General features: G+C 57.5%; 25 protein-coding genes. 7 read left to right on the forward strand and 18 right to left on the reverse strand.

Going from position 1 to position 26,434, the window contains the following annotated elements; all coding sequences use genetic code 11:
* Positions 1-279: 279 nt before the first annotated feature.
* A complete protein-coding gene (dapB, locus tag GT756_RS21500; RefSeq protein WP_004204265.1) occupies positions 280-1,101 on the reverse strand; it encodes a 4-hydroxy-tetrahydrodipicolinate reductase in 822 nt (273 codons plus the stop codon).
* Between the two features lie 301 nt (positions 1,102-1,402).
* Positions 1,403-2,032 (reverse strand): hypothetical protein, encoded by a 630-nt coding sequence (locus GT756_RS21505; protein WP_069603824.1) that lies wholly within the window; start codon positions 2,030-2,032, stop codon positions 1,403-1,405.
* Positions 2,033-2,124: 92 nt separating this feature from the next.
* Here GT756_RS21505 and GT756_RS21510 point away from each other — a divergent pair, with 92 nt between their 5' ends.
* Positions 2,125-3,054 (forward strand): LysR family transcriptional regulator, encoded by a 930-nt coding sequence (locus GT756_RS21510; protein ID WP_160125053.1) that lies wholly within the window; start codon positions 2,125-2,127, stop codon positions 3,052-3,054.
* Here GT756_RS21510 and GT756_RS21515 read toward each other — a convergent pair.
* The 7 genes from GT756_RS21515 to ribF all read right to left on the reverse strand — a co-directional run bounded on the left by GT756_RS21515 (position 3,002) and on the right by ribF (position 10,195).
* Positions 3,002-3,367: a DUF805 domain-containing protein gene (locus tag GT756_RS21515; protein ID WP_023319704.1), complete on the reverse strand. Its 366-nt coding sequence runs from the start codon at positions 3,365-3,367 to the stop codon at positions 3,002-3,004. The two genes, GT756_RS21510 and GT756_RS21515, sit on opposite strands and share 53 nt — an antisense overlap.
* Positions 3,368-3,396: 29 nt before the next feature.
* The gene (gene rihC / locus GT756_RS21520) at positions 3,397-4,311 is read right to left on the reverse strand and encodes a ribonucleoside hydrolase RihC (RefSeq protein ID WP_004204242.1); all 915 of its coding nucleotides are present in this window, start codon (positions 4,309-4,311) and stop codon (positions 3,397-3,399) included.
* Between the two features lie 67 nt (positions 4,312-4,378).
* A complete protein-coding gene (gene ispH, locus GT756_RS21525) occupies positions 4,379-5,329 on the reverse strand; it encodes a 4-hydroxy-3-methylbut-2-enyl diphosphate reductase (protein WP_002887979.1) in 951 nt (316 codons plus the stop codon).
* A gap of 1 nt (position 5,330) precedes the next feature.
* The gene (fkpB, locus tag GT756_RS21530; RefSeq protein ID WP_004204241.1) at positions 5,331-5,780 is read right to left on the reverse strand and encodes an FKBP-type peptidyl-prolyl cis-trans isomerase; all 450 of its coding nucleotides are present in this window, start codon (positions 5,778-5,780) and stop codon (positions 5,331-5,333) included.
* A gap of 116 nt (positions 5,781-5,896) precedes the next feature.
* Complete coding sequence (lspA, locus tag GT756_RS21535; protein WP_017901219.1) at positions 5,897-6,397, reverse strand: signal peptidase II; 501 nt, start codon at positions 6,395-6,397, stop codon at positions 5,897-5,899.
* The gene (ileS, locus tag GT756_RS21540) at positions 6,397-9,213 is read right to left on the reverse strand and encodes an isoleucine--tRNA ligase (RefSeq protein WP_004204238.1); all 2,817 of its coding nucleotides are present in this window, start codon (positions 9,211-9,213) and stop codon (positions 6,397-6,399) included. The genes lspA and ileS overlap by 1 nt, the downstream gene beginning before the upstream one ends.
* Positions 9,214-9,256: 43 nt before the next feature.
* Positions 9,257-10,195 carry a bifunctional riboflavin kinase/FAD synthetase gene (gene ribF / locus GT756_RS21545; RefSeq protein WP_004204236.1) on the reverse strand — a complete coding sequence of 313 codons (939 nt, stop codon included), beginning with the start codon at positions 10,193-10,195 and terminating at the stop codon, positions 9,257-9,259.
* 329 nt (positions 10,196-10,524) lie between these two features.
* On the opposite strand from ribF, the gene rpsT reads away from it, so the two are divergent.
* Entirely contained in the window at positions 10,525-10,788 is a 264-nt protein-coding gene (gene rpsT, locus GT756_RS21555) for a 30S ribosomal protein S20 (protein ID WP_002887965.1), read from the forward strand.
* 108 nt (positions 10,789-10,896) lie between these two features.
* Here rpsT and nhaR read toward each other — a convergent pair whose 3' ends face one another.
* The 4 genes from nhaR to dnaK all read right to left on the reverse strand — a co-directional run bounded on the left by nhaR (position 10,897) and on the right by dnaK (position 16,336).
* Positions 10,897-11,793, reverse strand: a complete 897-nt coding sequence (gene nhaR, locus GT756_RS21560) for a transcriptional activator NhaR (RefSeq protein WP_002887961.1) — start codon at positions 11,791-11,793, stop codon at positions 10,897-10,899.
* 53 nt (positions 11,794-11,846) lie between these two features.
* Positions 11,847-13,022, reverse strand: a complete 1,176-nt coding sequence (gene nhaA / locus GT756_RS21565) for a Na+/H+ antiporter NhaA (RefSeq protein WP_017901221.1) — start codon at positions 13,020-13,022, stop codon at positions 11,847-11,849.
* 176 nt (positions 13,023-13,198) lie between these two features.
* Entirely contained in the window at positions 13,199-14,332 is a 1,134-nt protein-coding gene (dnaJ, locus tag GT756_RS21570; protein ID WP_002887955.1) for a molecular chaperone DnaJ, read from the reverse strand.
* Positions 14,333-14,419: 87 nt separating this feature from the next.
* A complete protein-coding gene (gene dnaK, locus GT756_RS21575; RefSeq protein ID WP_004204234.1) occupies positions 14,420-16,336 on the reverse strand; it encodes a molecular chaperone DnaK in 1,917 nt (638 codons plus the stop codon).
* A gap of 396 nt (positions 16,337-16,732) precedes the next feature.
* Between dnaK and GT756_RS21580 the strand changes: the two genes are divergently transcribed.
* The 3 genes from GT756_RS21580 to satP all read left to right on the forward strand — a co-directional run bounded on the left by GT756_RS21580 (position 16,733) and on the right by satP (position 18,570).
* On the forward strand, positions 16,733-17,137 hold the full coding sequence (locus GT756_RS21580) for a DUF2541 family protein (protein ID WP_009309180.1): 405 nt from the start codon (positions 16,733-16,735) through the stop codon (positions 17,135-17,137).
* Between the two features lie 28 nt (positions 17,138-17,165).
* Positions 17,166-17,915 (forward strand): acidic protein MsyB, encoded by a 750-nt coding sequence (gene msyB, locus GT756_RS21585; RefSeq protein WP_064795070.1) that lies wholly within the window; start codon positions 17,166-17,168, stop codon positions 17,913-17,915.
* 88 nt (positions 17,916-18,003) lie between these two features.
* Positions 18,004-18,570: an acetate uptake transporter gene (gene satP / locus GT756_RS21590; protein ID WP_160125054.1), complete on the forward strand. Its 567-nt coding sequence runs from the start codon at positions 18,004-18,006 to the stop codon at positions 18,568-18,570.
* A 56-nt stretch (positions 18,571-18,626) separates the two neighbouring features.
* Here the strand turns inward: satP and GT756_RS21595 are convergent, their stop codons facing one another.
* The 3 genes from GT756_RS21595 to tal all read right to left on the reverse strand — a co-directional run bounded on the left by GT756_RS21595 (position 18,627) and on the right by tal (position 21,688).
* A complete protein-coding gene (locus GT756_RS21595; RefSeq protein ID WP_160125055.1) occupies positions 18,627-19,928 on the reverse strand; it encodes an MFS transporter in 1,302 nt (433 codons plus the stop codon).
* A 119-nt stretch (positions 19,929-20,047) separates the two neighbouring features.
* Positions 20,048-20,635, reverse strand: coding sequence for a molybdopterin adenylyltransferase (mog, locus tag GT756_RS21600; RefSeq protein ID WP_004204229.1), 588 nt, complete (start codon positions 20,633-20,635; stop codon positions 20,048-20,050).
* Between the two features lie 99 nt (positions 20,636-20,734).
* Positions 20,735-21,688, reverse strand: a complete 954-nt coding sequence (gene tal, locus GT756_RS21605) for a transaldolase (RefSeq protein WP_004204228.1) — start codon at positions 21,686-21,688, stop codon at positions 20,735-20,737.
* A 202-nt stretch (positions 21,689-21,890) separates the two neighbouring features.
* Here tal and GT756_RS21610 point away from each other — a divergent pair, with 202 nt between their 5' ends.
* The gene (locus tag GT756_RS21610) at positions 21,891-23,321 is read left to right on the forward strand and encodes a sodium:alanine symporter family protein (RefSeq protein WP_160125056.1); all 1,431 of its coding nucleotides are present in this window, start codon (positions 21,891-21,893) and stop codon (positions 23,319-23,321) included.
* A 77-nt stretch (positions 23,322-23,398) separates the two neighbouring features.
* A complete protein-coding gene (gene yaaA, locus GT756_RS21615) occupies positions 23,399-24,172 on the forward strand; it encodes a peroxide stress protein YaaA (RefSeq protein WP_009309177.1) in 774 nt (257 codons plus the stop codon).
* A 48-nt stretch (positions 24,173-24,220) separates the two neighbouring features.
* Here yaaA and thrC read toward each other — a convergent pair whose 3' ends face one another.
* Together thrC and thrB are read right to left on the reverse strand one after the other, a co-directional pair.
* Complete coding sequence (gene thrC, locus GT756_RS21620; RefSeq protein WP_002887863.1) at positions 24,221-25,501, reverse strand: threonine synthase; 1,281 nt, start codon at positions 25,499-25,501, stop codon at positions 24,221-24,223.
* 3 nt (positions 25,502-25,504) lie between these two features.
* Complete coding sequence (gene thrB, locus GT756_RS21625; protein WP_160125057.1) at positions 25,505-26,434, reverse strand: homoserine kinase; 930 nt, start codon at positions 26,432-26,434, stop codon at positions 25,505-25,507.

Consider the following 26,434-nt stretch of genomic DNA (forward strand, 5'->3'; position numbering starts at 1 on the left):
AACACGTGATTTTTACGCCAAAAAGATCAACAAACCTGGCTGAGAAAACGCTTGCGGACGGCGAAGAGTGTAAAATCTGGCGCTGGACGGCAAAAAAGTGGACCAGATGGTCAAAATTTACATTTCATTCACTTGAAAACCGAACAATACCCTAACTTATAGCCCATTCAGAAAAATAACAACCTAAAGCGGCCAAAAATAAAAAAGGGCAACAAAATATTGCCCCTTGCATCAATAACTTATTGATAGCAATAACCACATCACGATGGGTAATAATCGTTATAAACTATTCAGATCAAGCACGTCACGCATATCAAAAAGTCCGCTTTTCTTGCCTTTCAGCCACAATGCAGAGCGAACCGCGCCATTAGCAAAGGTCATTCGACTGGAGGCTTTATGGGTGATCTCGATACGTTCGCCAATATCAGCAAACATCGCCGTATGCTCCCCGACGATATCCCCCGCGCGGACGGTGGCGAAGCCAATGGTGCCCGGGACGCGTTCGCCAGTGTGGCCTTCACGGCTGTAGACCGCGCAGTCCTTGAGATCTTTGTTCAATGCTCCGGCGATCGCTTCGCCCATCGCCAGCGCGGTGCCTGACGGCGCATCCACTTTATGCCGATGGTGCGCTTCGATAATTTCGATGTCGGTGTAGTCGCCCATCACCTTCGCCGCCTTCTCCAGCAGCTTTAACAGGACATTGACGCCGACGCTAAAGTTAGCGGCGAAGACAATGGCAATCTCCTGCGCGGCGTCGCGAATCGCCTGCTTGCCGGCGTCGTCAAAACCGGTGGTGCCGATGACCATCCCTTTGCCGTGGTCGCGGCAAAACGCCAGATGGTTCAGCGTGCCTTCCGGGCGGGTAAAATCGATCAACACGTCGAAATCATCTTTTACCGCCGTCAGGCTGCTTTGCACCGTGACGCCCGCTTTGCCGGCACCCGCCAGCTCGCCGGCGTCGCTGCCCACCAGGCTGGACCCTTCGCGCTCCAGCGCCGCGCCCAGCGCCACTCCATCCATCTGCAGCGCAGCCTGAATTAACTGGCGTCCCATCCGGCCGCCCGCGCCGGCGATGGCCACGCGGATTTGTGCATCATGCATAGCTATTCTCTTTTGTTAACATTACGTAAATTGTTTTCAGAGTAACCAGCCCGTCAGCGGGCCGCTACTCAAAAACGCCGATAATTAGAAATTTATGACAAACGGCGGACGATATCAGTAAAAACTATACGATTGTGCTGAAATGCGTGCTTTGCGGGTGCAGTCGCTCTCTCTGAGGCAATATATCGACGTTTTCGTCATCTGTCGGTATTAAGAAATAAGATGCACTAAAGCTGGCATACTCGACCGACCAGCATTGAAATGCTATGGAAACATTATACTTCTGGTAGAGCAGAAAGCCTTACGCCAGGGTGTAGCTGACCACCAGCTGCCCCTTCTTCATCTTAATCTGACTAATGACAATGTCGCCCAGCTCCGCCAGACGGGCGACGTGGGTGCCACCGCAGGGATAGGCGGGCAGCTCGCCGAATCCCACTTTGCGCATGCCGTCAGCGAACGTCACCTGACGCGGTAAATCCTGCGCCTGCCATGCCTTTACTAGCGCCAGTAGCGCACTGGCGTCCGGCAGCGCGGCGCTATTCCTGCTGGCAAAGGTTATCCGCCCTTCGCCGGGCCAGTGGTGCGCTTTCACCGGTTGCCAGCCAAGCTGTTCGCCCGCCAGGCCAAGCAGGTGGCCGGCAGAATGCAGACGAGCATGCAGCTGTCTCGCGGAGGCATCAATTTTCATCTCCACTTCACCGAGGGGAAGCAGTTGCGACAGAATATGCAGCACCCTGTCGCCGCGCACAACCACCGTCTCAACGGCCTGTCCGGCAATCCAGCCGCAATCCGCCGGTTGACCGCCCCCTTGCGGGTGAAACAGCGTCCTATCCAGTTCGATGGCGTAACGGCCATCCGCTTCTGCAGTGCAGGCGATGATCTGGGCGCGCCCGTCGGTAGCATCGCTGGTGTAATAAACCCGTTCAGTCATAGTGATTCTCCTCTCTGTTCGCCCAGTATATTATTAATACCGACAGCGATAATCCCATCATTCGCCAATGCACTCTTGCTCCAGGAGCACAAATGAATCTGAACCTCCTGCCCGACCTTGCCCTCTTCGTACAGACCGTCGACCAGGGCAGCTTCTCCGCCGTCGCCCGCCAGAGCGGCATTACCCCTTCCGCGGTTAGCCGTAGCGTGTCGCGGCTGGAGCGAGAGATGGGCTGCAAACTGCTGCAGCGTACCACTCGCAAGCTGCGTCTGAGCGATGCCGGGGAAACGGTTTACCAGCATGCCCAGCAGATGCTGGAAGCGGCGCGACAGGCGATGGATTCCGCCGGCAGTCGCCAAACGGTCGCCCAGGGAAAGCTGACGCTCAGCGTACCGAAAGCCATCGGCCGCTTTGTGATCCATCCGCTGATGATGGCGTTTTTTCACCGTTACCCGCAGGTTGACGTCTGCCTGCGGCTGGAAGATCGCCCTCTGGATTTTATCGATGACGGTATCGATCTGGCGCTACGCATCACCGATACCCCCTCGCCCGGCCTGCATGGCAAACCGCTGATGCCGGTCACGCACGTTATCTGCGCCACTGAAGCCTATTTACAGCGCCACGGTATGCCGCACACGCCGCAGGAACTGCGGGCGCACAGCTGCATCAGCCTTGGCGAAACGCCCGCCGACGCGCGCTGGAAGTTCCGTCGGGAAGGGAAAACCGAAACGGTGCAAACATACGGGCGGTACGCCGCCAACCATACCGCCGTGCGCCTCGACGCGGTTAAGCAGCATCTGGGGATCGGCAGCCTGCCGCTGTTCACCGCCCGCGAGGCGCTGGCGAATGGCGACATTGTGCAGGTGCTGCCCGAGTGGGAATTTATCAGCAGCTATTCCGGCGATCTGTGGCTGCTGTGGGCGGGAGATAAGCATATGCCCGCCAGAATGCGGGCGATGATTGATTATATTAGCGAGACGGTGCCGGCGCTGAACGCAGGCAGCACAGAGCCAGCGAAATAACCGCAAACCACGGAATGATAACCCCCAGCACGAACCAGATCCCGGAGCGGCCGATGTCATGCATCCGCCGGCAGCCAACTGCCAGCAGGGGGATCGCCATCAACAGCAGCCACAGCGCCGCAAAGGGTATGACCACAAAACTGAGGATGCCGTAGCGAGGGTCTAGGCGGGTTGCCAGACACCAGACGGCCAGCGGCGCACTGGCGATCAGTAGATTGATAAGAAAAAACGTCCAGAACTGCTGTCGGCTGGCCCGGCCGCTAAAATTAAAGGTCTCTTTCCAGCCGCTCAAATACGCCTGTCCATAGGTCATTGCTTCTCTCCTTGAAGATTGGGTGGGTATTACGGCGCCAGGGCAATCACCTCCGCCGCCCAGCGCTGAAACCCTTCCACGTCGATATCCAGCGCCACCTGGGCGTTCGCCGGCTGACCCAGTCGTCCTTCAATATCCACCACCGTGGTGCCGGCGGTCCAGGTGCCCTGCGTCTCCACCGCCACAAAACATGGCTGCAGAGTGAACAGTTCCGGGCGGGCCAGCCATGCGATAGCGCAGAGATCGTGCATTCGCAGACCACTGCTCATGCTGCCGCTGCGATAGTGGCTAAACAGCGCATGGAGCATTTTACCGGTCTGGTTCAGCGTCGGCAGGGTTGCCAGATAATCCGCCGTCAACAGCGCCCGATTGGTGACGTCCAGCCCGCACATCACAATCTCCAGCCCGCTGTGGAAGACTTTCGCGGCAGCTTCCGGGTCGATGGCAATATTGAATTCGGCATTCGGCGTAAAGTTGCCGCGGCCCGCCGAGCCGCCCATGATCACCAGCCGGCGAATGTTGAATACGCATTCCGGATACTGGGTCAGCAGCAGCGCAATATTGGTCAGCGGGCCAATCGCCACCAGAGTGATCGGCTCGGCAGCGTGCATAAGCGCATCACGGATCGCCTGGAAGGCCGGCTTCGCCAGCGGCTGACGTTGATGCTCAACAAAGTCATACCCTTCCATACCGGATTCGCCATGCACCGAAGCGGCATCGCGCAGGGGACGCACCAGCGGCATCGAAGCGCCCTGCGCCAGCGGCACATCGGCATGCCAGAAGTGCAGCAGCTGCAGCGCGTTACGGGTCGTCTTCTCCACCGAGACATTGCCCGCCACGGTGGTCATCAGCTGCAGATCCAGCTCGGGAGCGAACAGCGCCGCAGCAATGGCGGCAGCGTCGTCGATGCCCGGGTCAGTATCAAGAATGATCGGTAAGCGCATGGTTTCTCCCTAAAAAAAATGCCAGACGTTAAGTCTGGCATCTTCTCATATTGCAGGCGGAAAGAACTTACTCTACTTCACGGACATCCACACGCAGCTCTTTCGGCACTTCAAAAACGATATTCTCTTCTCGGCCTTCCAGCGGCACCGCTTCGCCACCGCCCAGCTCCTGCAGGCGGGTGATGACGTTCTGCACCAGAATATCCGGCGCCGATGCGCCCGCCGTCACGCCGACGCAGGCCGCATCCTTGACCCAGGCTTCCTGAATATCGGAGGCATCGTCAATCAGGTAGGCTGCCTTACCCATCCGCTGCGCCAGTTCGGCGAGGCGGTTAGAGTTGGAGGAGTTTTTCGAACCGACCACCAGCACCACGTCAGCCTGCTCCGCCAGCGCGCGCACCGCTTCCTGACGGTTAGTGGTGGCATAGCAAATGTCGTCTTTGCGCGGGCCGACGATTTTCGGGAAACGCGCGCGCAGCGCGTCAATCACATCAGAGGTATCGTCCACCGAGAGGGTGGTCTGGGTCATAAACGACAGCCGGGCGTCGTTTTTGACTTCCAGCTTGAGAACGTCTTCCGGCGACTCGACCAGGTACATGCCCCCTTGCGGGTTATTGTACTGCCCCATAGTGCCTTCGACTTCCGGGTGTCCGGCATGGCCGATCAGAATCGACTCTTCGCCACGGCGGCTGGCGCGGGCGACTTCCATATGCACTTTCGTCACCAGCGGACAGGTGGCGTCGAACACCGTCAGGTCGCGGCTCTTCGCTTCATTCCGTACCGCCTGCGATACGCCGTGAGCGGAGAAAATCAGGATCGCGCCGTCCGGTACTTCGCTGATCTGTTCGATAAATATGGCGCCGCGCTTGCGCAGGCTATCCACCACATAGCGGTTATGCACCACTTCATGACGAACATAAATCGGCGCGCCGTACAGCGTCAGCGCGTTTTCTACAATGCTGATAGCGCGGTCAACGCCAGCGCAAAAGCCGCGCGGGTTAGCCAACAGGATCTGCATGTTACTCCTCCAGCGCCGGATCGATCTCCAGCACTTCAATATCAAAATGAACAGTGCGCCCGGCCAGCGGATGGTTGAAGTCGACGGTGATGGAATCGCCGTTCACTTCGCGGATCACGCCAGGCATTTCGCTGCCATCCATTGCGGTAAAGAGCATAATCGCGCCGATCTCCGGCTCGCCGGCGTCGATAAACTCGCGGCGAGAGAAATACTGAATCAGGTCCGGGCTCGGGACGCCAAAAGCGGCGTCAGGCTCCAGCGAAAAGGCCTTTTTCTCGCCCTCTTTCAGACCAAGAAGCTGTTGCTCCAGCCCTTCAGACAGGGAGGTGTCGCCGAGGCGAAACAGCGCCGGTTTGCCATTGTTACGGGTGGACTCGGCGGTGGATCCATCGTCCAGCTTCAGCGTGAAGTGAACGAGAACCGCGCTGTTGCTCTGTACGGATTTAGACATGCAAATTGCTCGCTTGTTTTAGGTCACCTGTTGCCCGGAGGCGCTACGCTTACCGGGCGACGGGAGACCACACATTCTGTAGGCCGGGCAGGCGTGGCGCCACCCGGCATTAACATTTACACCTGCTCTTTTGCGGTCGGTTTCGGCAGGAAGCCTTCCAGCACAATCATCGCCGCGCCGATGCAGATAGCGCTATCGGCGAGGTTGAAAGTGGCGAAGTGCCAGTCGCCGACGTAGAAGTCGATCATATCGACCACAAAGCCGTGCCACAGGCGATCGAACAAGTTGCCCAGCGCGCCGCCAATAATCAGGGCGTAGGCAATATTGTTCAGCTTTTGCGTCGCCTTCGAACGGTACATCAGCACCGTCAGCACCACGCAAATGCCGATTGCGATCCCGGAAAAGAACCAGCGCTGCCAGCCGCCGCTGTCGGCGAGGAAGCTAAAGGCCGCGCCATAGTTGCGGGCATAATGCAGATTAAGCGACGGGAACAGCGGAACCGTCTCCCCCAGAGCGAAGTTCTGGAGGATCAGGAATTTGCTGCCCAGATCGATAATCAGCACGGCTACGACCACCCACAGCCAGCGTAGCCCCGTTGAACAGATCGATTTACTCATCAGGCGAATTTACGTTGCTCGCCGTCACCGGCGACGTTGCTCACACAGCGTCCGCAGATTTCCGCGTGTTCCGCCACCTTGCCGATATCGGTGGTGTAATGCCAGCAGCGCGGGCATTTCTCACCTTCAGCTTTACTCAATGCGACTTTCAGCCCTTTGAGCAGTTCGCTCTGCTGCGCATCAGCAGATGCGCTCGCATAGTCTGCGACGTTCGCCCCGGAGGTCAACAGGACAAATCGCAATTCATCCCCCAGTGCGTTGAGCTTAGCGGCCAGGTCGGCATCAGCATACAGCGTCACCGCAGCTTCCAGCGAACCACCGACTTTCTTATCCGCACGCGCCTGCTCGATCACTTTGTTGACTTCGCCACGGACTTTCAGCAGCTCATCCCAGAAGCCGTCATTCATCGCTTCGTCGTCGGCCAGGCCGAAGAGACCCTGATACCATTCGCCGGTAAAGACGTATTTCTCACGCTCGCCCGGCAGGTAACCCCAGATTTCGTCCGCAGTGAAGGACATGATCGGCGCCATCCAGCGCACCAGCGCTTCCACGATGTGGAACAGCGCGGTCTGGCAGCTGCGACGCGCCACGCTGTCCGCCTTAGCGGTGTACTGGCGGTCTTTGATGATGTCGAGGTAGAACGAGCCCATCTCAATGGAGCAGAAGCGCATCAGGCGCTGCACCACTTCGTGGAAGTCGTAGGACTCGTAGGCTTTCAGGATATCTTCCTGTGCCGCCTGCGCGCAGCCGACCGCCCAGCGATCCAGCACCACCATCTCTTCCGGTTTGACCATGTCTTTTGCCGGATCGAAACCGTTCAGGTTCGCCAGCAGGAAGCGCGCGGTGTTACGGATACGACGATAGCTGTCCGCGGCGCGTTTGAGGATCTCGTCAGAGACCGCCATTTCGCCGGTGTAGTCGGTGGAAGCCACCCACAGTCGCAGGATGTCGGCGCCCAACTTGTTCATCACGTCCTGCGGGCTAACGGTGTTGCCGATAGACTTGGACATTTTGCGCCCCTGACCATCGACGGTGAAGCCGTGGGTCAGTACCTGACGATATGGCGCTTTGCCTTTCATCGCCGTGGAAATCATCAGCGAGGACATGAACCAGCCACGATGCTGGTCGGAGCCTTCCAGATACATATCGGCGGCGTGACCGGCGAATTCCGGACGCACGTCAACCACGGAAGAGTGGGTCGATCCGGAGTCAAACCAGACGTCGAGGGTATCCGGCACTTTCTCGTAGCTGTCAGCGTCATCGCCAAGGATGTCGCGGGAATCGAGATCCCACCACGCCTGGATGCCGTCGACTTCAACACGCTTCGCGACTTCTTCCATCAACTCAAGGGTACGCGGGTGCAGTTCGTGGGTTTCTTTATGCACGAACAGCGACATCGGCACGCCCCAGGTACGCTGACGGGAGATACACCAGTCAGGACGGTTGGCGACCATCGATTCGATACGCGCCTGGCCCCAGTCCGGGATCCACTGCACGCCTTTGATCTCTTTCAGCGACTGCGCGCGCAGACCTTTCTGATCCATGCTCACGAACCACTGCGGGGTGGCGCGGAAGATGATCGGCGACTTGTGGCGCCAGCAGCACGGATAGCTGTGCTGCATTTTTTCCACATGCAGCAGCGCGCCGCGCTCACGCAGCATCTCAACGATGATATCGTTGGCTTTGAAGACGTTGATACCGTCCAGGGACGGATAGGTGCCTGGCAGATAAGCTCCGTCCGGGCCAACCGGGTTAGCGATTTCCAGACCGTATTTCTGGCTGATCGTGTAGTCGTCCGGACCGTGGCCGCCGGCGGTATGCACCGCGCCGGTACCGGCATCCAGCGTCACGTGGTCGCCAAGGATCGCCGGCACGTCGAAATCCAGGAACGGATGCTGGAAACGCATCAGTTCAAGCTCGGCGCCGTTCACCGCCGCCAGGATGGTGTAATCGGCCGCGCCAACGCGCTTCATCACGCTCTCGACCAGGTCTTTCGCCAGGATCAGCGCCTGACCGTCAACCTGCACCAGCGCATAGTCGAACTCCGGCGACAGGGAGATAGCGCGGTTAGCCGGCAGGGTCCACGGAGTGGTGGTCCAGATAACCAGCGACACCGGGCCGTTGACGTCGGCGACGCCGAATTTCGCCAGCACCGCGGCTTTATCTACCGCGTGGAACGCCACGTCGATGGATGGGGAAGTCTTGTCGTAATACTCCACTTCCGCTTCCGCCAGCGCGGAACGGCAGTCTACGCACCAGTGCACCGGCTTGGCGCCTTTATGCAGATGGCCGTTGCCGATGATTTTGCCCAGCGCGCGAATGATATTGGCTTCGGTTTTGAAGTCCATGGTCAGGTACGGATGCGACCAGTCGCCCAGCACGCCGAGGCGAATAAAGTCTTTACGCTGGCCGTCGATCTGCTCGGCGGCATATTCGCGGCACTTGGCGCGGAATTCTGCTGCGGTGAACTTCTCACCCGGCTTGCCGTATTCCTGCTCTACTTTCAGCTCGATCGGCAGACCGTGGCAGTCCCAGCCCGGAACGTAAGGCGAGTCATAGCCCGTCAGTCCTTTGGACTTAACGATAATGTCTTTCAGAATCTTGTTTACCGAGTGACCAATATGAATGCTGCCATTCGCATAAGGAGGGCCATCATGCAGAATGAAGGTTTTTTTGCCTTTTTTGGCTGCACGAATGATGCCGTACAGGTCATCATCGGTCCAACGCGCCAGCATTCCCGGTTCGCGTTTGGCGAGGTCGCCACGCATAGGGAACCCTGTTTCCGGCAAATTCAGGGTCGATTTATAGTCACTCATCAGATTCTCGGTTCCGTATTTCGGTTTGATAAACACCAGTGGCTCAGGCCTGGCTGGTCAGCCCAAATAATTCGCGGGCCGTTAACTCATCACGTGCGATTTGCGCCTTCAGCTCGTCCAGAGACGCAAACCGCTGCTCATTACGTATCTTTTTACGCAGTACTACATTGATATGGCGACCGTAGAGGTCCATTACAACGTCCAACAGATGCACTTCGAGCTGCTGACGCACGCCCGCTACCGTTGGACGGGTGCCAATATTGGCGACACCGGCGATCGGTTTGTCGCCCAGACCTGTCACTTCTACCGCATAGACCCCTTTAACCGGGGAAACCTGACGACGCAGCGGTAAGTTCGCCGTCGGAAAACCTATGGTACGGCCCAGTTCGTCGCCATGCACGACGCGTCCGGAAATGCTAAACGGATGGCCGAGCAGCGTCTCCGCAAGAAGAAGATCGTCATCGGCCAGCGCCTGACGCACCGCCGTGCTGCTGATCCGCACCCCGCCTTCGCAGAAGGTTTGGGTGCTGGTGACGTCGAAGCCGTATTCCGCCCCCGCCTTTTGTAATAACAAGAAATCCCCCTGGCGACCAGCGCCAAAGCGGAAATCGTCACCGACGGCAAGGAACTGCACGCCCAGGCGGCGCACCAGCAGTTCACTGATAAAATCCTGCGCCGTCAGCGCGGCGAACCGGCGGTCGAAGCGAACGCACAGCACATAGTCGACCCCGCTTTCAGCCAGATAGCTCAGCTTTTCACGCAGGCGGGTCAACCGCGCCGGGGCTTTATCGGCGGCAAAAAGCTCGAGCGGCTGGGGTTCGAAAATCATCACCACCACCGGTAAACCGCGCTGGCGGCCCTCTTCGCGCAATCGCTGCAGCAGCGCCTGATGCCCACGATGCACGCCGTCAAAATTGCCAATGGTCAGCACGCACCCGTGCGGGGCCTGACTGAGATTATGTATGCCGCGTATCAGCTTCATGTCTGGCTCAAAACAGTGAAAATCGTCCGAGTATACCTTGTACAACTGTCAACGTTAACCAGCGATTGCTCCTCGGCAACGAAAGTTCTCAGGAATTCATTCACTCAGCGCGGGTAAGCGGGAAAACCGCCCGCCCCCGGCGATTTTTATGGTGGAAAAGCTGTATTCGCCTGCAACAAGCTGGTAGAATCTTGCGCCATCACTACGTAATGAAGCGCTGTGGTGTTAAACGGCGCTTATTTGCACAAATCCATTGACAAAAGAAGGCTAAACGGGCATATTCCTCGGCCTTTGAATTGTCCATATAGAACACATTTGGGAGTTGGACCTTGGCTAATATCAAATCAGCTAAGAAGCGCGCCGTTCAGTCTGAAAAGGCTCGCAAGCACAACGCTAGCCGTCGCTCTATGATGCGTACTTTCATCAAGAAAGTATACGCAGCTATCGAAGCTGGCGACAAAGCTGCTGCACAAAAAGCATTTAACGAAATGCAACCGATCGTGGACCGTCAGGCTGCTAAAGGTCTGATCCACAAAAACAAAGCTGCGCGTCATAAGGCTAACCTGACCGCTCAGATCAACAAACTGGCTTAATCGCTGCTTGTTGTCGCTTTGTGAAAAAACCCGCGAAAGCGGGTTTTTTTATGCCTGTCATCTTCCCCGCCCTGGCGCGACCTGAGCCACGCCAGCCACGCTTTCCGGCTATCTGGGTTCAGTAAACAGCGACGAATAATCGCGATTGCAGATGCGCTGTACCGCCGGATGCTGAATCATCCGTTCGGCGAAAATAGCGTGATACTCCTCCATCACGCTATCCATGCGGCCAATTTCGACAATCGATTCATCATGATAGAAATCATGCGCGTAGAGCGTCGGCGCGACAAATATCGCATTATGCGCAGCGCCAAAGGCTTTCATGAGCGCCGCGTCGTCAAACTCGCCGAGAATCTCCACCTTCAGCCCCTGCACATTAATCCAGTTCAGCAGCTTACGTCCCAGCATCGATCGTCGGCCGGGGATTAGCAGCCGTCGCTCTTCGAGACAAGCCGGGAACGGCTTCGTCGGCGCCGGGTTCATACACCAGAAGCTGACGCTACACTCGCCAATCTTCACCGAAAACAGCCCTTCCTGCTGCGTCGAGTCGATCGGGCAGTCAGAGATAATCATATCAAGCTTATGCTGGCTCAACTGCTCCAGCAGCAGCTCATGGGTGGATTCAAAACAGCGCAGATGAATCTGCTCGCTTTCGACAACGGCGGCATCCAGCACGCCGCTGACCAGCCGCTTCGAGAGCGCATCGGCCACGCCGACGTCAAACAGCAGATTAGACTCTTTGCGATAGTTGACGATGTCGAGCATCTCCTGGCTCAGGGTAAACATCCGGTCGGCATAGCGGAAGACCAACTCCCCGAGCTCGCTCGGCTCCAGCCCTCTTCCCTTGCGCTTGAATAATTTACCCTGCAGACGCTCCTCCAGCGCTTTGATCTGCCCGGTAATGGTCTGCGGCGTCAGAAACAGCGCCTCCGCCGCGCCCACGACAGACCCTTCTTTATAGACGTGCCAGAAGTAGTACAGATGGTTGTAGTTGATATGTGACATGCTTCTCTCCCTGATAATGTCCTGGAGGGCCGGAGAGGCCCTCCGCAGAAAGGTTATACCGCGAGGCGAGTATCCGTCGCGCGCTGACGCAGTATGAGGTATCCGGTGACGGCCGATAACACTGAGCCGATCAAGATGCCAAGCTTGGCCCAGTTGATCAACGCGGGATCCACGTTGCCAAAGGCGAGACTGGCGATAAAAATCGACATCGTAAAGCCAATCCCGCACAGGATACCCACCGCCATAATCTGCCCGCAGGTGGTCCCCTCCGGCAGCGAGGCCCACTTCAGCTTCAGGGCCAGCCAGCAGAACAGGCTGATCCCCAGCGGCTTACCGATAAACAGGCCGGCCATGATGCCCAGAGGCAGCAGCGACGTCAGTCCATCAAGTGTGACCCCCTGCAACGAGACACCCGCGTTGGCAAAGGCAAACAGCGGTAGGATCATAAACGCGACCCACGGGTGCAGGACATGCTCAAGCGCTTTGGCCGGGGATTTACCCTGCTTTTCCTGTAACGGAATCATAAAGCCGACGATGACTCCGGCAAGCGTCGCGTGAACGCCGGACTTCAGCACCGCCGTCCACAGCACCGCGCCGACCAGAATATAGATCCCAGTGCGCCGCACGCCGCTCAGATTCAGGGCCACCAGCACCGCAATCGCCGCCGCCGCCACGCCCAGCGAGAGCATTGACAGGTCGTGGGTATAAAACAGCGCGATAATCACGATAGCCCCCAGGTCATCAATGATCGCCAGCGCCATCAGGAAAATCTTTAGCGCCGTCGGGACGCGGCTGCCTAACAGCGCCAGCACGCCGAGGGCAAAGGCAATATCCGTCGCTGCCGGGATCGCCCATCCCTCTCTGGCGACAGGATCCTGAGCGTTAAAGGCCAGATAGACCAGCGCCGGGACGATCATCCCGCCGAGCGCGGCAATCACTGGAAAGACCGCCTGACGACGACTCGCCAGCGAGCCCTGAATCAGCTCGCGTTTGACCTCCAGGCCAATCAGCAAGAAGAACACCGCCATCAGGGCATCATTGATCCAGAGCAGCATATTCTTGTTGATCTCCAGCGCCCCCACCCGCAGCTGTACAGGCGTATCAAGGAAGGAGTGATACAGACCGCTGGTCACGCTGGTATTGGCCATGACCATCGCCAGCACCGCGGCGATGATTAAGACAATGCCGCCGGAAGCATCGCTACTGAAGAATCGTTGCAGATGTTTCACTTTTACTTTCATCCTGTTGGTGAATAACTCGATAAAAGCATAATACACAAACTGATAACTCGAAAAAATCAGATTTAAGTTGAGCAAACATTCGATTTTTACGAATAAAAGAGGAGCGATAAGACAAAAAAAGCCCGGGCAGCAAAGGCCCGGGCCAGGAGTCAGCGAAAGCGGAATTAGCGGGTCAAATCGTCGAAGAACTTCTTCACACCGTCAAAGAAGCTTTTCGAACGCGGGCTGTTGTTTTCCCCGGTCGGGCCGCCGAAGCTTTCCTGTAGCTCTTTCAGCAGCTGCTTCTGCTTCTCGTTCAGCCCCACCGGCGTCTCCACCACCACCCGGCACAGCAGATCGCCCTGCGCGCCGCCGCGAACGGATTTCACGCCTTTGCCGCGCATGCGGAACAGTTTGCCGGTCTGGGTTTCGCCCGGAATCTTGAGATTGACGCGGCCGTCGAGCGTCGGGACCTCAATCTCGCCGCCCAGCGCAGCCATGGTGAAGTTGATCGGCACTTCGCAGTACAGGTTGTTGCCTTCACGCTCAAAGATAGCGTGCTGCTTCACCTGGACCTGAACGTACAGATCGCCTGCCGGTGCGCCATGCTCGCCGGCTTCACCTTCGCCCGCCAGACGGATCCGGTCTCCGGTATCCACGCCCGCCGGGATTTTAACCGACAGGGTTTTGGTCTTCTCAACGCGGCCGTGACCATGACATTTATTGCACGGATCTTTAATCAGCGTACCGCGTCCCTGACAGTGCGGACAGGTCTGCTGTACCGCAAAGAAGCCCTGACGCATCTGTACCTGGCCTGCGCCATGACAGGTCGGACAGGTTTGCGGTTTGCTGCCTGCTTTGGCGCCGCTGCCGTGGCAGACGTCGCACTCTTCCAGCGTCGGAATACGGATCTCTTTGGTGACGCCACGTACCGCTTCTTCCAGCGTCAGCTCCATGTTGTAACGGAGATCGGCGCCGCGCGCCGCGCGCTGCCGGCCACGTCCGCCGCCAAAGATATCGCCGAAAACATCGCCAAAGATATCGCTGAAGTCCGCACCGCCGCCAAAACCGCCGCCGCCGCCCATGCCGCCCTGTTCAAAGGCCGCGTGGCCGTACTGATCGTAGGCCGCACGCTTCTGGGCATCAGTCAGGATTTCATACGCTTCTTTGATTTCTTTAAATTTGGCTTCGGCCTCTTTATCACCCTGGTTGCGGTCCGGGTGATACTTCATGGCCAGGCGCTTATAAGCCTTTTTGATTTCACGCTCTTCCGCTGTTTTGGAGACGCCTAAAATCTCGTAGTAATCTTGCTTTGCCATCGGTGTTTTTCAGCCCCTTAACATGCGTGCACGGGCGGAGAGGAAACCTCTTCGCCCGTGCCAGTGTTTTACCCGTTCAAAGGGCGATTATTTTTTATCTTTCACTTCTTCGAACTCAGCGTCGACAACATCGTCGTCTTTCGCGTTGCTCGCCTGAGCGTCAGCGGAACCCGCCTGCTGCTGAGCATGCTGCTGCTGGGCGATTTCCATCAGCTTCTGGGAAGCCTGCGCCAGCGCCTGCATTTTCGCTTCGATGTCCGCTTTGTCTTCACCTTTCAGCGAAGTTTCCAGCGCGGTCAGCGCAGACTCGATGGCAGTTTTGTCGTCAGCCGGCAGTTTATCGCCTGCTTCTTCAACCTGCTTGCGAGTGCTGTGCAGCAGATGGTCGCCCTGGTTGCGGGTCTGTACCAGCTCTTCGAACTTACGGTCAGATTCGGCGTTAGCTTCCGCTTCGCGAACCATTTTCTGAATTTCTTCTTCATTCAGACCGGAAGACGCTTTGATGGTGATCTTCTGCTCTTTACCGCTGTTTTTGTCTTTCGCGGAGACGTGCAGGATACCGTCAGCATCGATGTCAAAGGTCACTTCGATCTGCGGCATGCCGCGCGGCGCCGGGTTGATACCATCCAGGTTGAACTGACCCAGAGATTTGTTATCAGACGCGCGTTTACGCTCACCCTGCAGCACATGGATGGTGACCGCAGACTGGTTGTCTTCAGCGGTAGAGAACACCTGGCTATGCTTGGTCGGGATGGTGGTGTTTTTGCTGATCAGCGCAGTCATCACGCCGCCCATGGTTTCGATACCCAGCGACAGCGGGGTCACGTCGAGCAGCAGAACGTCTTTCACATCACCAGTCAGTACACCGCCCTGAACGGCAGCACCGATCGCCACGGCTTCATCCGGGTTAACGTCTTTACGCGGTTCTTTACCAAAGAACTCGGCCACTTTCTTCTGCACCATCGGCATACGAGTCTGACCACCAACGAGGATCACGTCGTTGATATCGGAAACGGACAGACCGGCATCCTGCAGGGCTACTTTCAGCGGCTCGATGGAACGGTTAACCAGGTCTTCTACCAGGCTTTCCAGTTTCGCGCGAGTCACTTTGATGTTCATGTGTTTCGGACCGGTCGCATCTGCAGTGATGTACGGCAGGTTAACGTCGGTCTGCTGAGCAGAAGACAGTTCAATCTTCGCTTTCTCAGCGGCTTCTTTCAGACGCTGCATCGCCAGCGGGTCGTTGCGCAGGTCAATGCCCTGATCTTTCTTAAATTCATCAACGAGGTAGTTGATCAGACGGGTATCGAAGTCTTCGCCGCCCAGGTGGGTGTCACCGTTGGTCGCCAGTACTTCGAAGGTTTTTTCGCCATCCACTTCGTCGATTTCGATAATAGAGATATCGAAAGTACCACCACCGAGGTCGTAAACCGCGATAGTACGGTTGCCCACTTCTTTATCCAGACCGTACGCCAGCGCGGCCGCGGTCGGTTCGTTGATGATACGTTTGACTTCCAGACCGGCGATACGGCCAGCATCTTTGGTGGCCTGACGTTGCGCATCGTTGAAGTAAGCCGGTACGGTGATAACCGCTTCAGTTACCGGTTCACCCAGGTAATCTTCAGCCGTTTTCTTCATTTTTTTCAGCACTTCAGCAGAGATCTGCGGCGGTGCCGTTTTGGTGCCTTTCACATCCAGCCATGCGTCGCCATTGTCTGCGGCAACAATTTTGTATGGCATGATAGAAACGTCACGCTGAACTTCTTCGTCCTGGAAGCGTCGGCCAATCAGGCGTTTAATCGCAAACAGGGTGTTTTGCGGGTTTGTCACTGCCTGACGTTTAGCCGGCTGACCAACCAGAGTTTCACCATCCTGGGTATAGGCAATGATAGAAGGCGTGGTGCGATCGCCTTCGGCGTTCTCCAGCACGCGTGCAGTAGTGCCATCCATAATCGCTACACAAGAGTTGGTAGTACCCAGGTCGATACCAATAATTTTACCCATCTAAACGTCTCCACTAAAAATTCGATCAACATGTGGTTGTGAACCTGTAATAAGGGCAAAACCTGCGGTTTCAACTGCCCAGACATCATTTTTTTTCAGGTTCTTCACTGCGGTTGACTACAAGATGGGGTCGCCCACTCCGGCATCAAGGGGCAAGTAGAAAAATTTTTTGCCGGGTACCAGCCGACGCCCTCGCCCCCTGTCGCCGATGGCTCAGCAAACGATGTTGCCGGGCGGCAAAAAAGATGGCGAAACATCCATATAAATAACGAATAAAATAACCAAATATATTCATAATATCATTGACATAAAACGCAATACTTGTGCGCTAAAAGCCCCGTTTTCGCAGTGATAAGATCCCCGCCCTCGCACTTTACTTATTCAGGGGACAGATTAATGAAATCACTATTCCGGCTTTCAGCGGGGCTTATCCTTAGCGTGTCAGTTATCACCTCGGCGGCCGCCAACGACCATAAGATCCTCGGCGTGATCGCCATGCCGCGCAATGAGACCAACGATCTGACGCTGAAGCTCCCCGTCTGCCGGGTGGTCAAACGTATTCAGCTCAGCGCCGAGCGCGGCGATATACAGCTCTCCGGAGCAACCGTCTACTTTAAGGCCAGCCACGGCGCCAGCCACACGCTGAACGTGCCCGCCGGGATCAAAGAGGGCAACACCACCGGCTGGATCACCCTCAACAGCGATAACGACAACAAGCGCTGTGTAAAAAAAATCGCCTTCTCCGGCCAGACGGTCAACTCCTCAGATATGGCCTCACTGAAAATTATCGGCGACGACTAACGTCGTCCCCTGCCCGAGAGAAAACGTTATGCGTATTAATTATCTGGATGATGACGATCTCGCCTTTCTGCCTGAGTGCAGCGAGGCGCATCTGGAAGCGTTTACCCGTATTCTGACCCACGGGGAAAATGGCAAACCCCGTCTCTCCAGTACGCTGCTGCGCAACGAAACCTTTCTGTCTATGGAGGGCCACCCGGAGCGCTATCGCCGCAACTGGCAGTTGATCGCCGGCGAGCTACAGCATTTCGGCGGCGACAGCATCGCCAATACGCTGCGCCGCCATGGCAAATTTTATCGCGCCATCCTGCTGGATGTGTGTAAGAGGCTGAAGGCAAAGGTCGATAAACAGATGACGACGCCGCAGATCGAGCAACAGTTGTTGACGCATTTTCTGCAGCACAGCTGGAATAAGCTGGATGCGGAACAAAAAACGCAGTTTCTCGCCGCGGTGGAGTGCCGGAGTCTTGAGCTGGAAAGCCTGCTGCCCCATCTGTTGAGACGCCGCAAGCTGAGTGAAGGCGTTGCCCTGCTACTGGATGAGCGGTTAACCGCCATCCTGCGCACGCACGCCGCCGTGAGCGTCATCGGTCATGGCCTGGTACGCGGCGCCGGGCTGGGGGGGCCGCTTGGCGCCGCGCTGAACAGCGTGAAAGCGGTGAGCGGCAGCGCTTATCGGGTCACCATCCCCGCGGTCCTGCAAATTGCCTGTTTACGACAAATGCTCCACTCGTCGCCGGGCGCAACTGAAATTGGTGAAAAATACCCCGCCAGATCATAGACAGCCTTTACGCGCCTCATTATTATGCCGCGCCCCGCCGCCAAGTCGCGGGGTAATGCTTCCCTTTTAATGATAATTTTGAGGAATTATGGGCAACACTAAGTTGGCTAATCCGGCACCGCTGGGCCTTATGGGCTTCGGCATGACCACTATTCTGCTTAACCTGGCGAATAGCGGCCTCTTCGCATTCGATGTAGCTATCCTGGCGATGGGCATTTTTTACGGTGGCATTGCGCAAATTTTTGCCGGCCTGCTGGAATACAAAAAAGGCAACACCTTTGGCTTGACCGCTTTTACCTCCTACGGCAGCTTCTGGCTGACGCTGGTTGCTATCCTTCTGCTGCCGAAAATGGGCCTGGCTGATGCGCCGAACGCGCACTTCCTCGGCATGTATCTCGGCCTGTGGGGTATTTTTACGTTGTTCATGTTCTTCGGCACGCTGAAAGCCGCACGTATGCTGCAGCTCGTGTTCCTGAGCCTGACGGTGCTGTTCGCGCTGCTGGCGATTGGGCATCTGGTAGATAACGAAGGCATCGTGAAAGTAGCCGGCTGGATCGGCCTGATCTGCGGCGCCAGCGCCATTTACCTGGCGATGGGCGAAGTGCTGAACGAGCAGTTCGGCCGCACCGTGTTGCCGATCGGCGAACCGCGTTAATCTTCCGCCGCCGCCCTGTGACAGGGCGGCGGCTGGTCATCATCGGTAAACCCTGCTTAGCGCTGCAGCTCCCCTTCCGGCAACCTCGCAGCCGTCAGCCCCTGACGCAGCCAGATACCTAATCCCAAGCCCATCAGCGACAAGGCCAGCACATACCAGGCCGGGGCCATCGGCGACACCCCCATCAGCATCGTGACGGCAATCGGCGTCAGGCCGCCAAAAATCGCGTACGACAGATTGTAGGAAAAGGAAATGCCGGTGAAGCGCACTTCCGCCGGGAAGGCCCGCACCATGACATAAGGCACCGCCCCCACCACGCCCACGCAGAGTCCCACCGTACCGTACAGCAGAAACAGCCGCTGCGGGCTGGCGCCGGACAGGTGATAAAATGCCCAGCTGGCAACCGCCAGCAGCAGGCTGCCGACGATAAAGGTGCGGCTGGCGCCGAAGCGGTCCGCCGCCAGCCCGGCGAGCAGACAGCCGATGCACAACATAATCGTGGCAATGCTGTTGGCCTGCAGGGTCATCGCCGGGGCGAAGCCATAGTGTTTCTGCAGCCAGACCGGCGACATCAGGATCACCACCACCACGCCTGCCGACAGCAGCCAGGTCAGCAGCATAGAGACCGCCACCGCCTTCTGGTGCTTGAGGACGACCGCCTTTACCGGCAGTTCCTGCGCCAGCGCTTTGCGCTGCTGCATCTCAAGAAAAATCGGCGTCTCCTGCAGCCAGCGGCGCAGATACATCGCCACCAGGCCAAATACACCCCCCAGCAGGAAGGGGATCCGCCAGCCGCCGTCGTGGATCCCCTGCGGCGTCAGGCTGGTGTTGATAAGCGTCGCCACCACCGATCCCAGCAGGATGCCTACGGTCAGGCCGGCCGTCAGCGTGCCGCAGGCGATACCAATGCGTTTTTCCGGAACATGCTCGGCGACAAACACCCAGGCGCCAGGCACCTCGCCGCCGATCGCCGCCCCCTGCAGAATACGCATCAGCAGCAACATCAGCGGCGCGACGATACCCACCGAGCTGTAGGTCGGCAGCAGACCAATCGCCAGGGTCGGCACCGCCATCAGCAGAATGCTGAGGGTAAACATTTTCTTACGCCCTACCAGATCGCCAAAGTGGGCCATGATGATCCCCCCCAGCGGACGCGCCAGGTAACCGGCGGCGAAAATGCCAAAGGTCTGTACCTGGCGCAGCCATTCCGGAATATCCGCGGGGAAGAAGAGCTCGCCGACGACGGCGGCGAAGAAAACGAAGATGATAAAGTCATAAAACTCCAGCGCGCCGCCAAGGGCGGCCAGCGTTAGCGTTTTATAATCCTGGCGGTTGAGCGGTCGGTTTGCATATGACATAACGCGATTTCATCCTGAGGTGTGCAGCGTATTTTATAGTGTGTAAAGTAAACAGCACTATATCGTAAATAAAACGGCACACCATCAGCGATACAGGTTATGTCACAAATGCATCAAATTCAGGATAAAGTTTCGCGTCTGGCGCTTTTTGGACGAAATGCTTCTACCACACGGCCATCGGTTTCCACATAAGGCCCCTCCAGCAACTGTACACAATAAGGTACACTTGCGAAAATACCGTGCACCAGCACGTTGCCGTCAGCATCTTTCACCCCTTCCAGGGTCTCCTGAATCGCTTTCGGTTGTCCTGGTAGATTGAGGATCAGCGCCTGCTTGCGGATCACCCCGACCTGCCGGGAAAGGATCGCCGTCGGCACAAAGTGTAGGCTAACCTGGCGCATTTGCTCGCCGAAGCCCGGCATCTCGCGATCGGCAATCGCCAGCGTGGCGTCGGGCGTCACATCGCGACGCGCAGGGCCGGTTCCGCCGGTGGTCAGCACCAGGTGGCACCCCATCTCGTCAACCAGTTCGCACAGCGTTTGCTCAATAATGACCTGCTCATCCGGAATCAGGCGAGTCTGCAGTTCAAAAGGGGTGGTGAGGGCACGCGCCAGCCACTCTTCCAGTGCCGGGATGCCTTTGTCCTGATAGACGCCGCTGGAGGCGCGATCGGAAATGGAAACTAAGCCGATTCGTAAGGTATTCATGGTTATTCCGTTCAAACTGTAGCGTTAAACGAAATGATACACTGCTGCTGGCGGGACAGACAGTGTAATGTGGCCGACGGGCGTCGGCCACCTGCGGGATTACAGCAGTTCGCCAATCATTTTTTCCAGTTTTTCCTGGTCGATCGCAAACTTACGGATACCTTCCGCCAGTTTGTCTACCGCCATCGGATCCTGGTTATGCTGCCACAGGAATTCAGATTCGGTAATACGCTCCGGACGTGCTTTCACTTCACCGGTGTACACCAGTTTACGCTCAACGGCCCCTTCGCTCTCGGACAGCTCTTTCAGCAGCGCTGGCGCGATGGTCAGGCGGTCACAGCCAGCCAGTTCGAGAATTTCACCAACGTTACGGAAGCTAGCGCCCATCACTACGGTTTCATAACCGTGCTGCTTGTAGTACTCGTAGATTTCGCTGACGGAAACCACGCCCGGATCTTCTGCCGGCGCGTACTCTTTCTTGTCGGTGTTGGCTTTGTACCAGTCGAGGATACGACCAACGAACGGCGAAATCAGGAAGACGCCCGCTTCGGCGCAAGCACGAGCCTGAGCGAAGGAGAACAGCAGGGTCAGGTTGCAGTTGATGCCTTCTTTTTCCAGCTGCTCAGCGGCGCGAATGCCCTGCCAGGTGGAAGCCAGCTTGATCAGAATACGATCGTTGCTGATGCCCGCGTCGTTATACAGCTTGATGATGCGCTTAGCTTTGGCGATAGACGCTTCGGTGTCGTAGGAGAGACGTGCATCCACTTCGGTGGAGATACGGCCCGGGATCAGTTTCAGGATTTCGAGACCGATATTCACCGCCAGCTTATCGGAAGCATCAAGGATCTGCTGCGCGCGATCGCTGCTCTGACTACGAGCCCAGGCCACAGCGTCGTCAATCAGCTTACGGTACTCAGGGATCTGAGCCGCGCCGAGGATCAGGGAAGGGTTGGTGGTGGCATCCTGAGGCTGATACAGCTTCATTGCCGCAATATCTCCGGTGTCAGCGACGACAGTGGTGTACTGACGCAGAGAAGTTAATTTATCCGTCATGATATATTTCTCTTAAACAGCAGTTAAGGGGATGTAACCGGTCTGCCCAGATGATAACACGCTGCCGGGTCAGCGCAACCGCCGACGAGAGAAGAGCGCAGAGTGTGATAAACTATGCAGATTAATTTGCTGAAAGCGCAAGGATTGTCACTTAATTGGTAACGCTTACACTGGCGTGCCGGCATGGACAAGAGGATGTTTAATGCCTGATTTTCTCTCATTTATCAATGAAATACTCTGGGGCTCAGTGATGATTTATCTGCTACTGGGCGCCGGCATCTGGTTTAGCTGGCAAACCCGGGGTATTCAGTTCCGTTACGTGCGCAAATTTAGCCGCAGTCTGAAAAAAAGCGTGCACCCGCAGCCGGGCGGTTTAACCTCTTTTCAGGCGTTATGTACCAGTCTTGCCGCCCGGGTTGGCAGCGGTAATCTTGCCGGCGTCACGCTGGCCATCGCCGCCGGCGGACCTGGAGCGGTATTCTGGATGTGGGTCTCCGCCCTGCTCGGCATGGCCAGCAGCTTCGCCGAATGTTCCCTTGCCCAGTTGTATAAAGAACGCGATAGCCGCGGCCAGTTTCGCGGCGGCCCGGCCTGGTATATGGCGCGCGGGCTCGGCATGCGCTGGATGGGCGTGCTGTTTTCGATCCTCCTGCTGCTGGCCTATGGTTTTATCTTCAATACCGTGCAGGCTAACTCCGTGGCCCATGCCCTGCGCTATGCGTTCGATCTGCCGGCGGCGGTCAGCGGCGGCGTGCTGGCCGTTTTCGTTCTGCTGGCCATCCTCCGCGGTTTACGCGGCGTGGCGCGCCTGATGCAGTGGATAGTGCCCATCATGGCGCTGCTATGGATCGCCACCAGCCTGCTTATCGGCCTGTGGCATATCACCGCCCTGCCGACGATTTTCGCCACCATCTTTCGCTGCGCCTTCGGCTGGCAGGAAGCCGCCGCCGGCGCGGTGGGCTACACCATCAGTCAGGCGCTGACCAGCGGCTTTCAGCGCGGCATGTTCTCCAATGAAGCAGGGATGGGCTCTTCGCCTAACGCCGCCGCAGCCGCCGCCTCATGGCCGCCACACCCGGCGGCGCAGGGTATCGTGCAGATGATTGGCGTGTTTATCGATACCATCGTGATCTGTACCGCCAGCGCGATTATCGTCATGCTGGCGCCGCGGCCCGACAATGAATATACGCTCAATGGTATTCAGGACTTGCAACACGCGATGAGCGTGCTGGTCGGCGGCTGGGGAGCGGATTTTATCGCCCTCATCGTGCTACTGTTCGCTTTTAGCTCTATCGTGGCCAACTACGTGTATGCGGAAAATAATCTGATCTTTCTGCATCTGGATAAGCCGCGTTATATCTGGGGTCTGCGGATACTCACCGTCCTGATGGTGCTGTTGGGGACCCTGGTTAGCCTGCCGGTCGTCTGGCAGAGCGCGGATATCATCATGGCGCTGATGGCGATGACCAACCTGACGGCCATCCTGCTGCTCTCCCCGACGGTGCGGATTATCGCCAGTGATTATCTGCGTCAGCGCCAGTTAGGCATCCAGCCCACTTTTGATGCGTCGCGCTATCCCGAAATTCACCAGCAGCTGGCCCCGGGCGCGTGGAATGAACTGCCGCGCGAATAGCGTGGCAATCGCAGCTATCGATCCCACCATGCACTTTTTTTGTTAAAATTCGTCGAAAATACCTGCAAGGACTGGATATGCTGATTCTGATTTCACCTGCTAAAACGCTCGATTATCAAAGCCCGCTGGCAACGACTCGCTATACCCAGCCCGAACTCCTCGAGTATTCTCAAGAGCTTATCAGCATCGCCCGTCAGCTGACCGCGCCGCAAATCGGCAAGCTGATGAGCATCAGCGACAAGCTGGCGGATCTGAACGCCACCCGTTTCCACGACTGGCACCCTGACTTCACGCCGCAAAATGCCCGCCAGGCGATCCTCGCCTTTAAGGGCGATGTCTACACCGGCCTGCAGGCAGAGACGCTCACTGAGGACGACTTTGACTTCGCCCAGCGACACCTGCGCATGCTCTCCGGCCTGTATGGCGTGCTGCGCCCGCTGGACCTGATGCAGCCCTACCGCCTGGAGATGGGGATCCGTCTGGAAAACCCGCGCGGTAAAGATCTGTACCAGTTCTGGGGCGATACCATTACCGAGAAGCTGAATCAGGCGCTGCAGGCTCAGGGCGACGATATCGTCATCAACCTGGCTTCCGATGAGTATTTTAAATCGGTGAAAACGCAAAAATTGCAGGGCCAGCTGATCAAGCCGGTCTTCCTCGATGAGAAGAACGGCAAATTCAAAGTGATCAGCTTCTATGCCAAGAAAGCCCGTGGCCTGATGAGCCGCTACATTATTGAAAATCGCTTAACCCAGCCGGAGCAGCTGAAATCCTTTAATAGCGAAGGCTATTTCTTTGATGCGGAGGCTTCGGAGAAAGGCGAACTGGTGTTTAAACGCCACGAGCAGTAAGTAAGCGTCCCCCTGCGGCGTTCGACGCGACAGGGGGACGGTAAGGATTTAGCCCATCATCAGCTTACGCAGCGCGGCGAAATCCGCCGGCAGGTTGTGAGACAGCAGCGGCAGGTCGGCGCGGTCGGCCAGCTCTTTCGGCAGCGGCAGGGTCTCCTGCAGGATCTCCTCCACGCTCTCTTTGAACTTCGCCGGATGCGCAGTACCGAGGAACAGACCGTACTCTCCCGGCTGCAGCTGATCGCGCAGCGCGCGCCAGGCAATCGCCGCGTGCGGCTCAGAGATGTAGCCGATGGCCTTCAGCTCGCGCATTGCCGCTTTGGTGGTCTCATCATCGACCGCGGCATAGCCCAGCTCGCTGAGACGCCAGATTTTACGGCGGAACAGCTCTTCGACACGCGGCCAGTTGTTCGGCTGGCTGACGTCCATGGCGTTGGACAGCGTCGCCTGGGTGGCTTTTGGCGCCCACTCGCCGCCCTGCAGATAGCGCGGAACAGTGTCGTTGGCGTTGGTGGCAGCGATAAAGCGTTTGATCGGCAGACCCAGCGACTTCGCCAGCAGACCGGCGGTCAGATCGCCGAAGTTGCCGCTCGGCACAGAAATCACCAGCTGATTGCGGGCTTCCTGCGGCAGCTGCGCCGCCGCTTCGAAGTAGTAGCAGATCTGCGCCAGCAGGCGGCTGATGTTAATGGAGTTAGCCGAGTTCAGCCCCAGCGTCGCCTTCAGTTCTTCATCGTCAAACGCCTGCTTCACCAGCGCCTGGCAGGCGTCGAAGTCGCCGTCAATCGCCACGGTTTCGATGTTGCCGCCGAGAGTACAGAACAGCTTCTCCTGCAGCGGGCTGATCTTGCCGCGCGGATAGAGGATCACCACCTTAACGTTCGGCAGACCATAGAAAGCATGCGCCACCGCCGCCCCGGTATCGCCAGAGGTCGCCGTGAGGATGGTGACCGGCTTGTCGCCCGCAATGTGGGTCAGCATCTGCGCCATAAAGCGGCCGCCGAAATCCTTGAACGCCAGCGTGGGGCCATGGAACAGTTCCAGACAGCCGACATCCTCCTGAACCTTGCTCACCGGCGCCGGAAACGCAAACGCCGCGCGGACCCGCTGCTGCAGGACATCCTGCGGGATCTCATCGCCGATAAAGGCGGATAAAATTTTGGCGCTGCGGGTGACAAAGTCCTGCGCCAGCATATCGTCGATTTCAGTCAGGCTGAATTCCGGCAGATCGTGCGGAAAGAACAGGCCCTGATGCTTGCCAAGTCCCTGGGTAACGGCCTGCGCAAAGCTGACCTGCTCATTGTGATCTTTTAAGTTATACAGTTTCATTGGTTATCCCACTACGCGTGCGCCCGCCGTATCCAGCCGGCAAATATGAACAAAGCCTTCCTGATTCTGTAGATAGTGCGCGCCAAGCCAGTCGGCGACGCGCTGTGCGGTGTCCGGCTTATCGCACAACGCGAATAGCGTTGGGCCAGAGCCGGAGATGCCGCAAGCCTGGGCGCCCATCACCATGGCCGCCTGACGCGCTTCGCTAAAGCCCGGCAGCAGTTTGGTTCGGTACGGTTCGGCAATCACATCTTTCATCAATTTTGCCGCCAGCTGCGGCTGGCGGGTGTAGCAGGCATGAATAAAGCCCGCGAGGTGGCGACCATGGGCGATACAATCCTGACGGCGGTACTGCGCCGGCAGAATCGCCCGCGCTTCGGCGGTGGAGACTTTAATCCCCGGATAGGCCAGCACCCACAGCCACTCATCAAACCCGGGCACCTGCTGGCTGATAATCCCATTCTCTTCGATCATCAACTGCATGCCGCCAAGATAGCACGGCGCCACGTTGTCGTAGTGAATGCTGCCGGAGATACGCCCTTCCATCTCCCCCATCAGCGCCAGCATGCGCGTCTCGTTCAGCGGCTTACCGCAAAACTCGTTCATCGCCACCAGCGCGGCGACCACCGAGCAGGCGCTGGAACCCAGCCCGGAACCAATCGGCATGTTTTTTTCCAGCGTCATCGCCACCGGCACCGTCTTACCGATCTCCCGGCAAAAGCTTTCCCAGCACTGGTAAACAATGTTCTCCTGCGGCGCCGTCGGCAGTTTGCTGGCGAAGCGTCCCAGATTCTGCAGGCTGAATTGCTCCGCCGCTTCGACAGTGACGTTGTCGCCAAGCAGCGTGCCATCGACCGGCGTGACCGCCGCGCCCAACACATCAAACCCGACGCTCATATTGGCACTGGAAGCCGGGGCATATACTTTGACCAT

It is taken from the genome of Klebsiella sp. Q2 (assembly GCF_009900705.1).
GTDB lineage: Bacteria > Pseudomonadota > Gammaproteobacteria > Enterobacterales > Enterobacteriaceae > Klebsiella > Klebsiella quasipneumoniae.

Bases quoted from the DNA above. Each gene is read 5' to 3' on its own strand.
- dnaK (WP_004204234.1), bottom strand. From the start codon at position 16,336: ATGGGTAAAATTATTGGTATCGACCTGGGTACTACCAACTCTTGTGTA.
- nhaR (WP_002887961.1), bottom strand. From the start codon at position 11,793: ATGTCACATATCAACTACAACCATCTGTACTACTTCTGGCACGTCTAT.
- ispH (WP_002887979.1), bottom strand. From the start codon at position 5,329: ATGCAGATCCTGTTGGCTAACCCGCGCGGCTTTTGCGCTGGCGTTGAC.
- yaaA (WP_009309177.1), top strand. From the start codon at position 23,399: ATGCTGATTCTGATTTCACCTGCTAAAACGCTCGATTATCAAAGCCCG.
- GT756_RS21510 (WP_160125053.1), top strand. From the start codon at position 2,125: ATGAATCTGAACCTCCTGCCCGACCTTGCCCTCTTCGTACAGACCGTC.
- GT756_RS21595 (WP_160125055.1), bottom strand. From the start codon at position 19,928: ATGTCATATGCAAACCGACCGCTCAACCGCCAGGATTATAAAACGCTA.
- GT756_RS21610 (WP_160125056.1), top strand. From the start codon at position 21,891: ATGCCTGATTTTCTCTCATTTATCAATGAAATACTCTGGGGCTCAGTG.
- fkpB (WP_004204241.1), bottom strand. From the start codon at position 5,780: ATGTCTAAATCCGTACAGAGCAACAGCGCGGTTCTCGTTCACTTCACG.
- mog (WP_004204229.1), bottom strand. From the start codon at position 20,635: ATGAATACCTTACGAATCGGCTTAGTTTCCATTTCCGATCGCGCCTCC.
- dnaJ (WP_002887955.1), bottom strand. From the start codon at position 14,332: ATGGCAAAGCAAGATTACTACGAGATTTTAGGCGTCTCCAAAACAGCG.
- dapB (WP_004204265.1), bottom strand. From the start codon at position 1,101: ATGCATGATGCACAAATCCGCGTGGCCATCGCCGGCGCGGGCGGCCGG.
- thrC (WP_002887863.1), bottom strand. From the start codon at position 25,501: ATGAAACTGTATAACTTAAAAGATCACAATGAGCAGGTCAGCTTTGCG.
- GT756_RS21505 (WP_069603824.1), bottom strand. From the start codon at position 2,032: ATGACTGAACGGGTTTATTACACCAGCGATGCTACCGACGGGCGCGCC.
- GT756_RS21515 (WP_023319704.1), bottom strand. From the start codon at position 3,367: ATGACCTATGGACAGGCGTATTTGAGCGGCTGGAAAGAGACCTTTAAT.
- GT756_RS21580 (WP_009309180.1), top strand. From the start codon at position 16,733: ATGAAATCACTATTCCGGCTTTCAGCGGGGCTTATCCTTAGCGTGTCA.
- ribF (WP_004204236.1), bottom strand. From the start codon at position 10,195: ATGAAGCTGATACGCGGCATACATAATCTCAGTCAGGCCCCGCACGGG.
- tal (WP_004204228.1), bottom strand. From the start codon at position 21,688: ATGACGGATAAATTAACTTCTCTGCGTCAGTACACCACTGTCGTCGCT.
- thrB (WP_160125057.1), bottom strand. From the start codon at position 26,434: ATGGTCAAAGTATATGCCCCGGCTTCCAGTGCCAATATGAGCGTCGGG.
- ileS (WP_004204238.1), bottom strand. From the start codon at position 9,213: ATGAGTGACTATAAATCGACCCTGAATTTGCCGGAAACAGGGTTCCCT.
- msyB (WP_064795070.1), top strand. From the start codon at position 17,166: ATGCGTATTAATTATCTGGATGATGACGATCTCGCCTTTCTGCCTGAG.
- lspA (WP_017901219.1), bottom strand. From the start codon at position 6,397: ATGAGTAAATCGATCTGTTCAACGGGGCTACGCTGGCTGTGGGTGGTC.
- rihC (WP_004204242.1), bottom strand. From the start codon at position 4,311: ATGCGCTTACCGATCATTCTTGATACTGACCCGGGCATCGACGACGCT.
- satP (WP_160125054.1), top strand. From the start codon at position 18,004: ATGGGCAACACTAAGTTGGCTAATCCGGCACCGCTGGGCCTTATGGGC.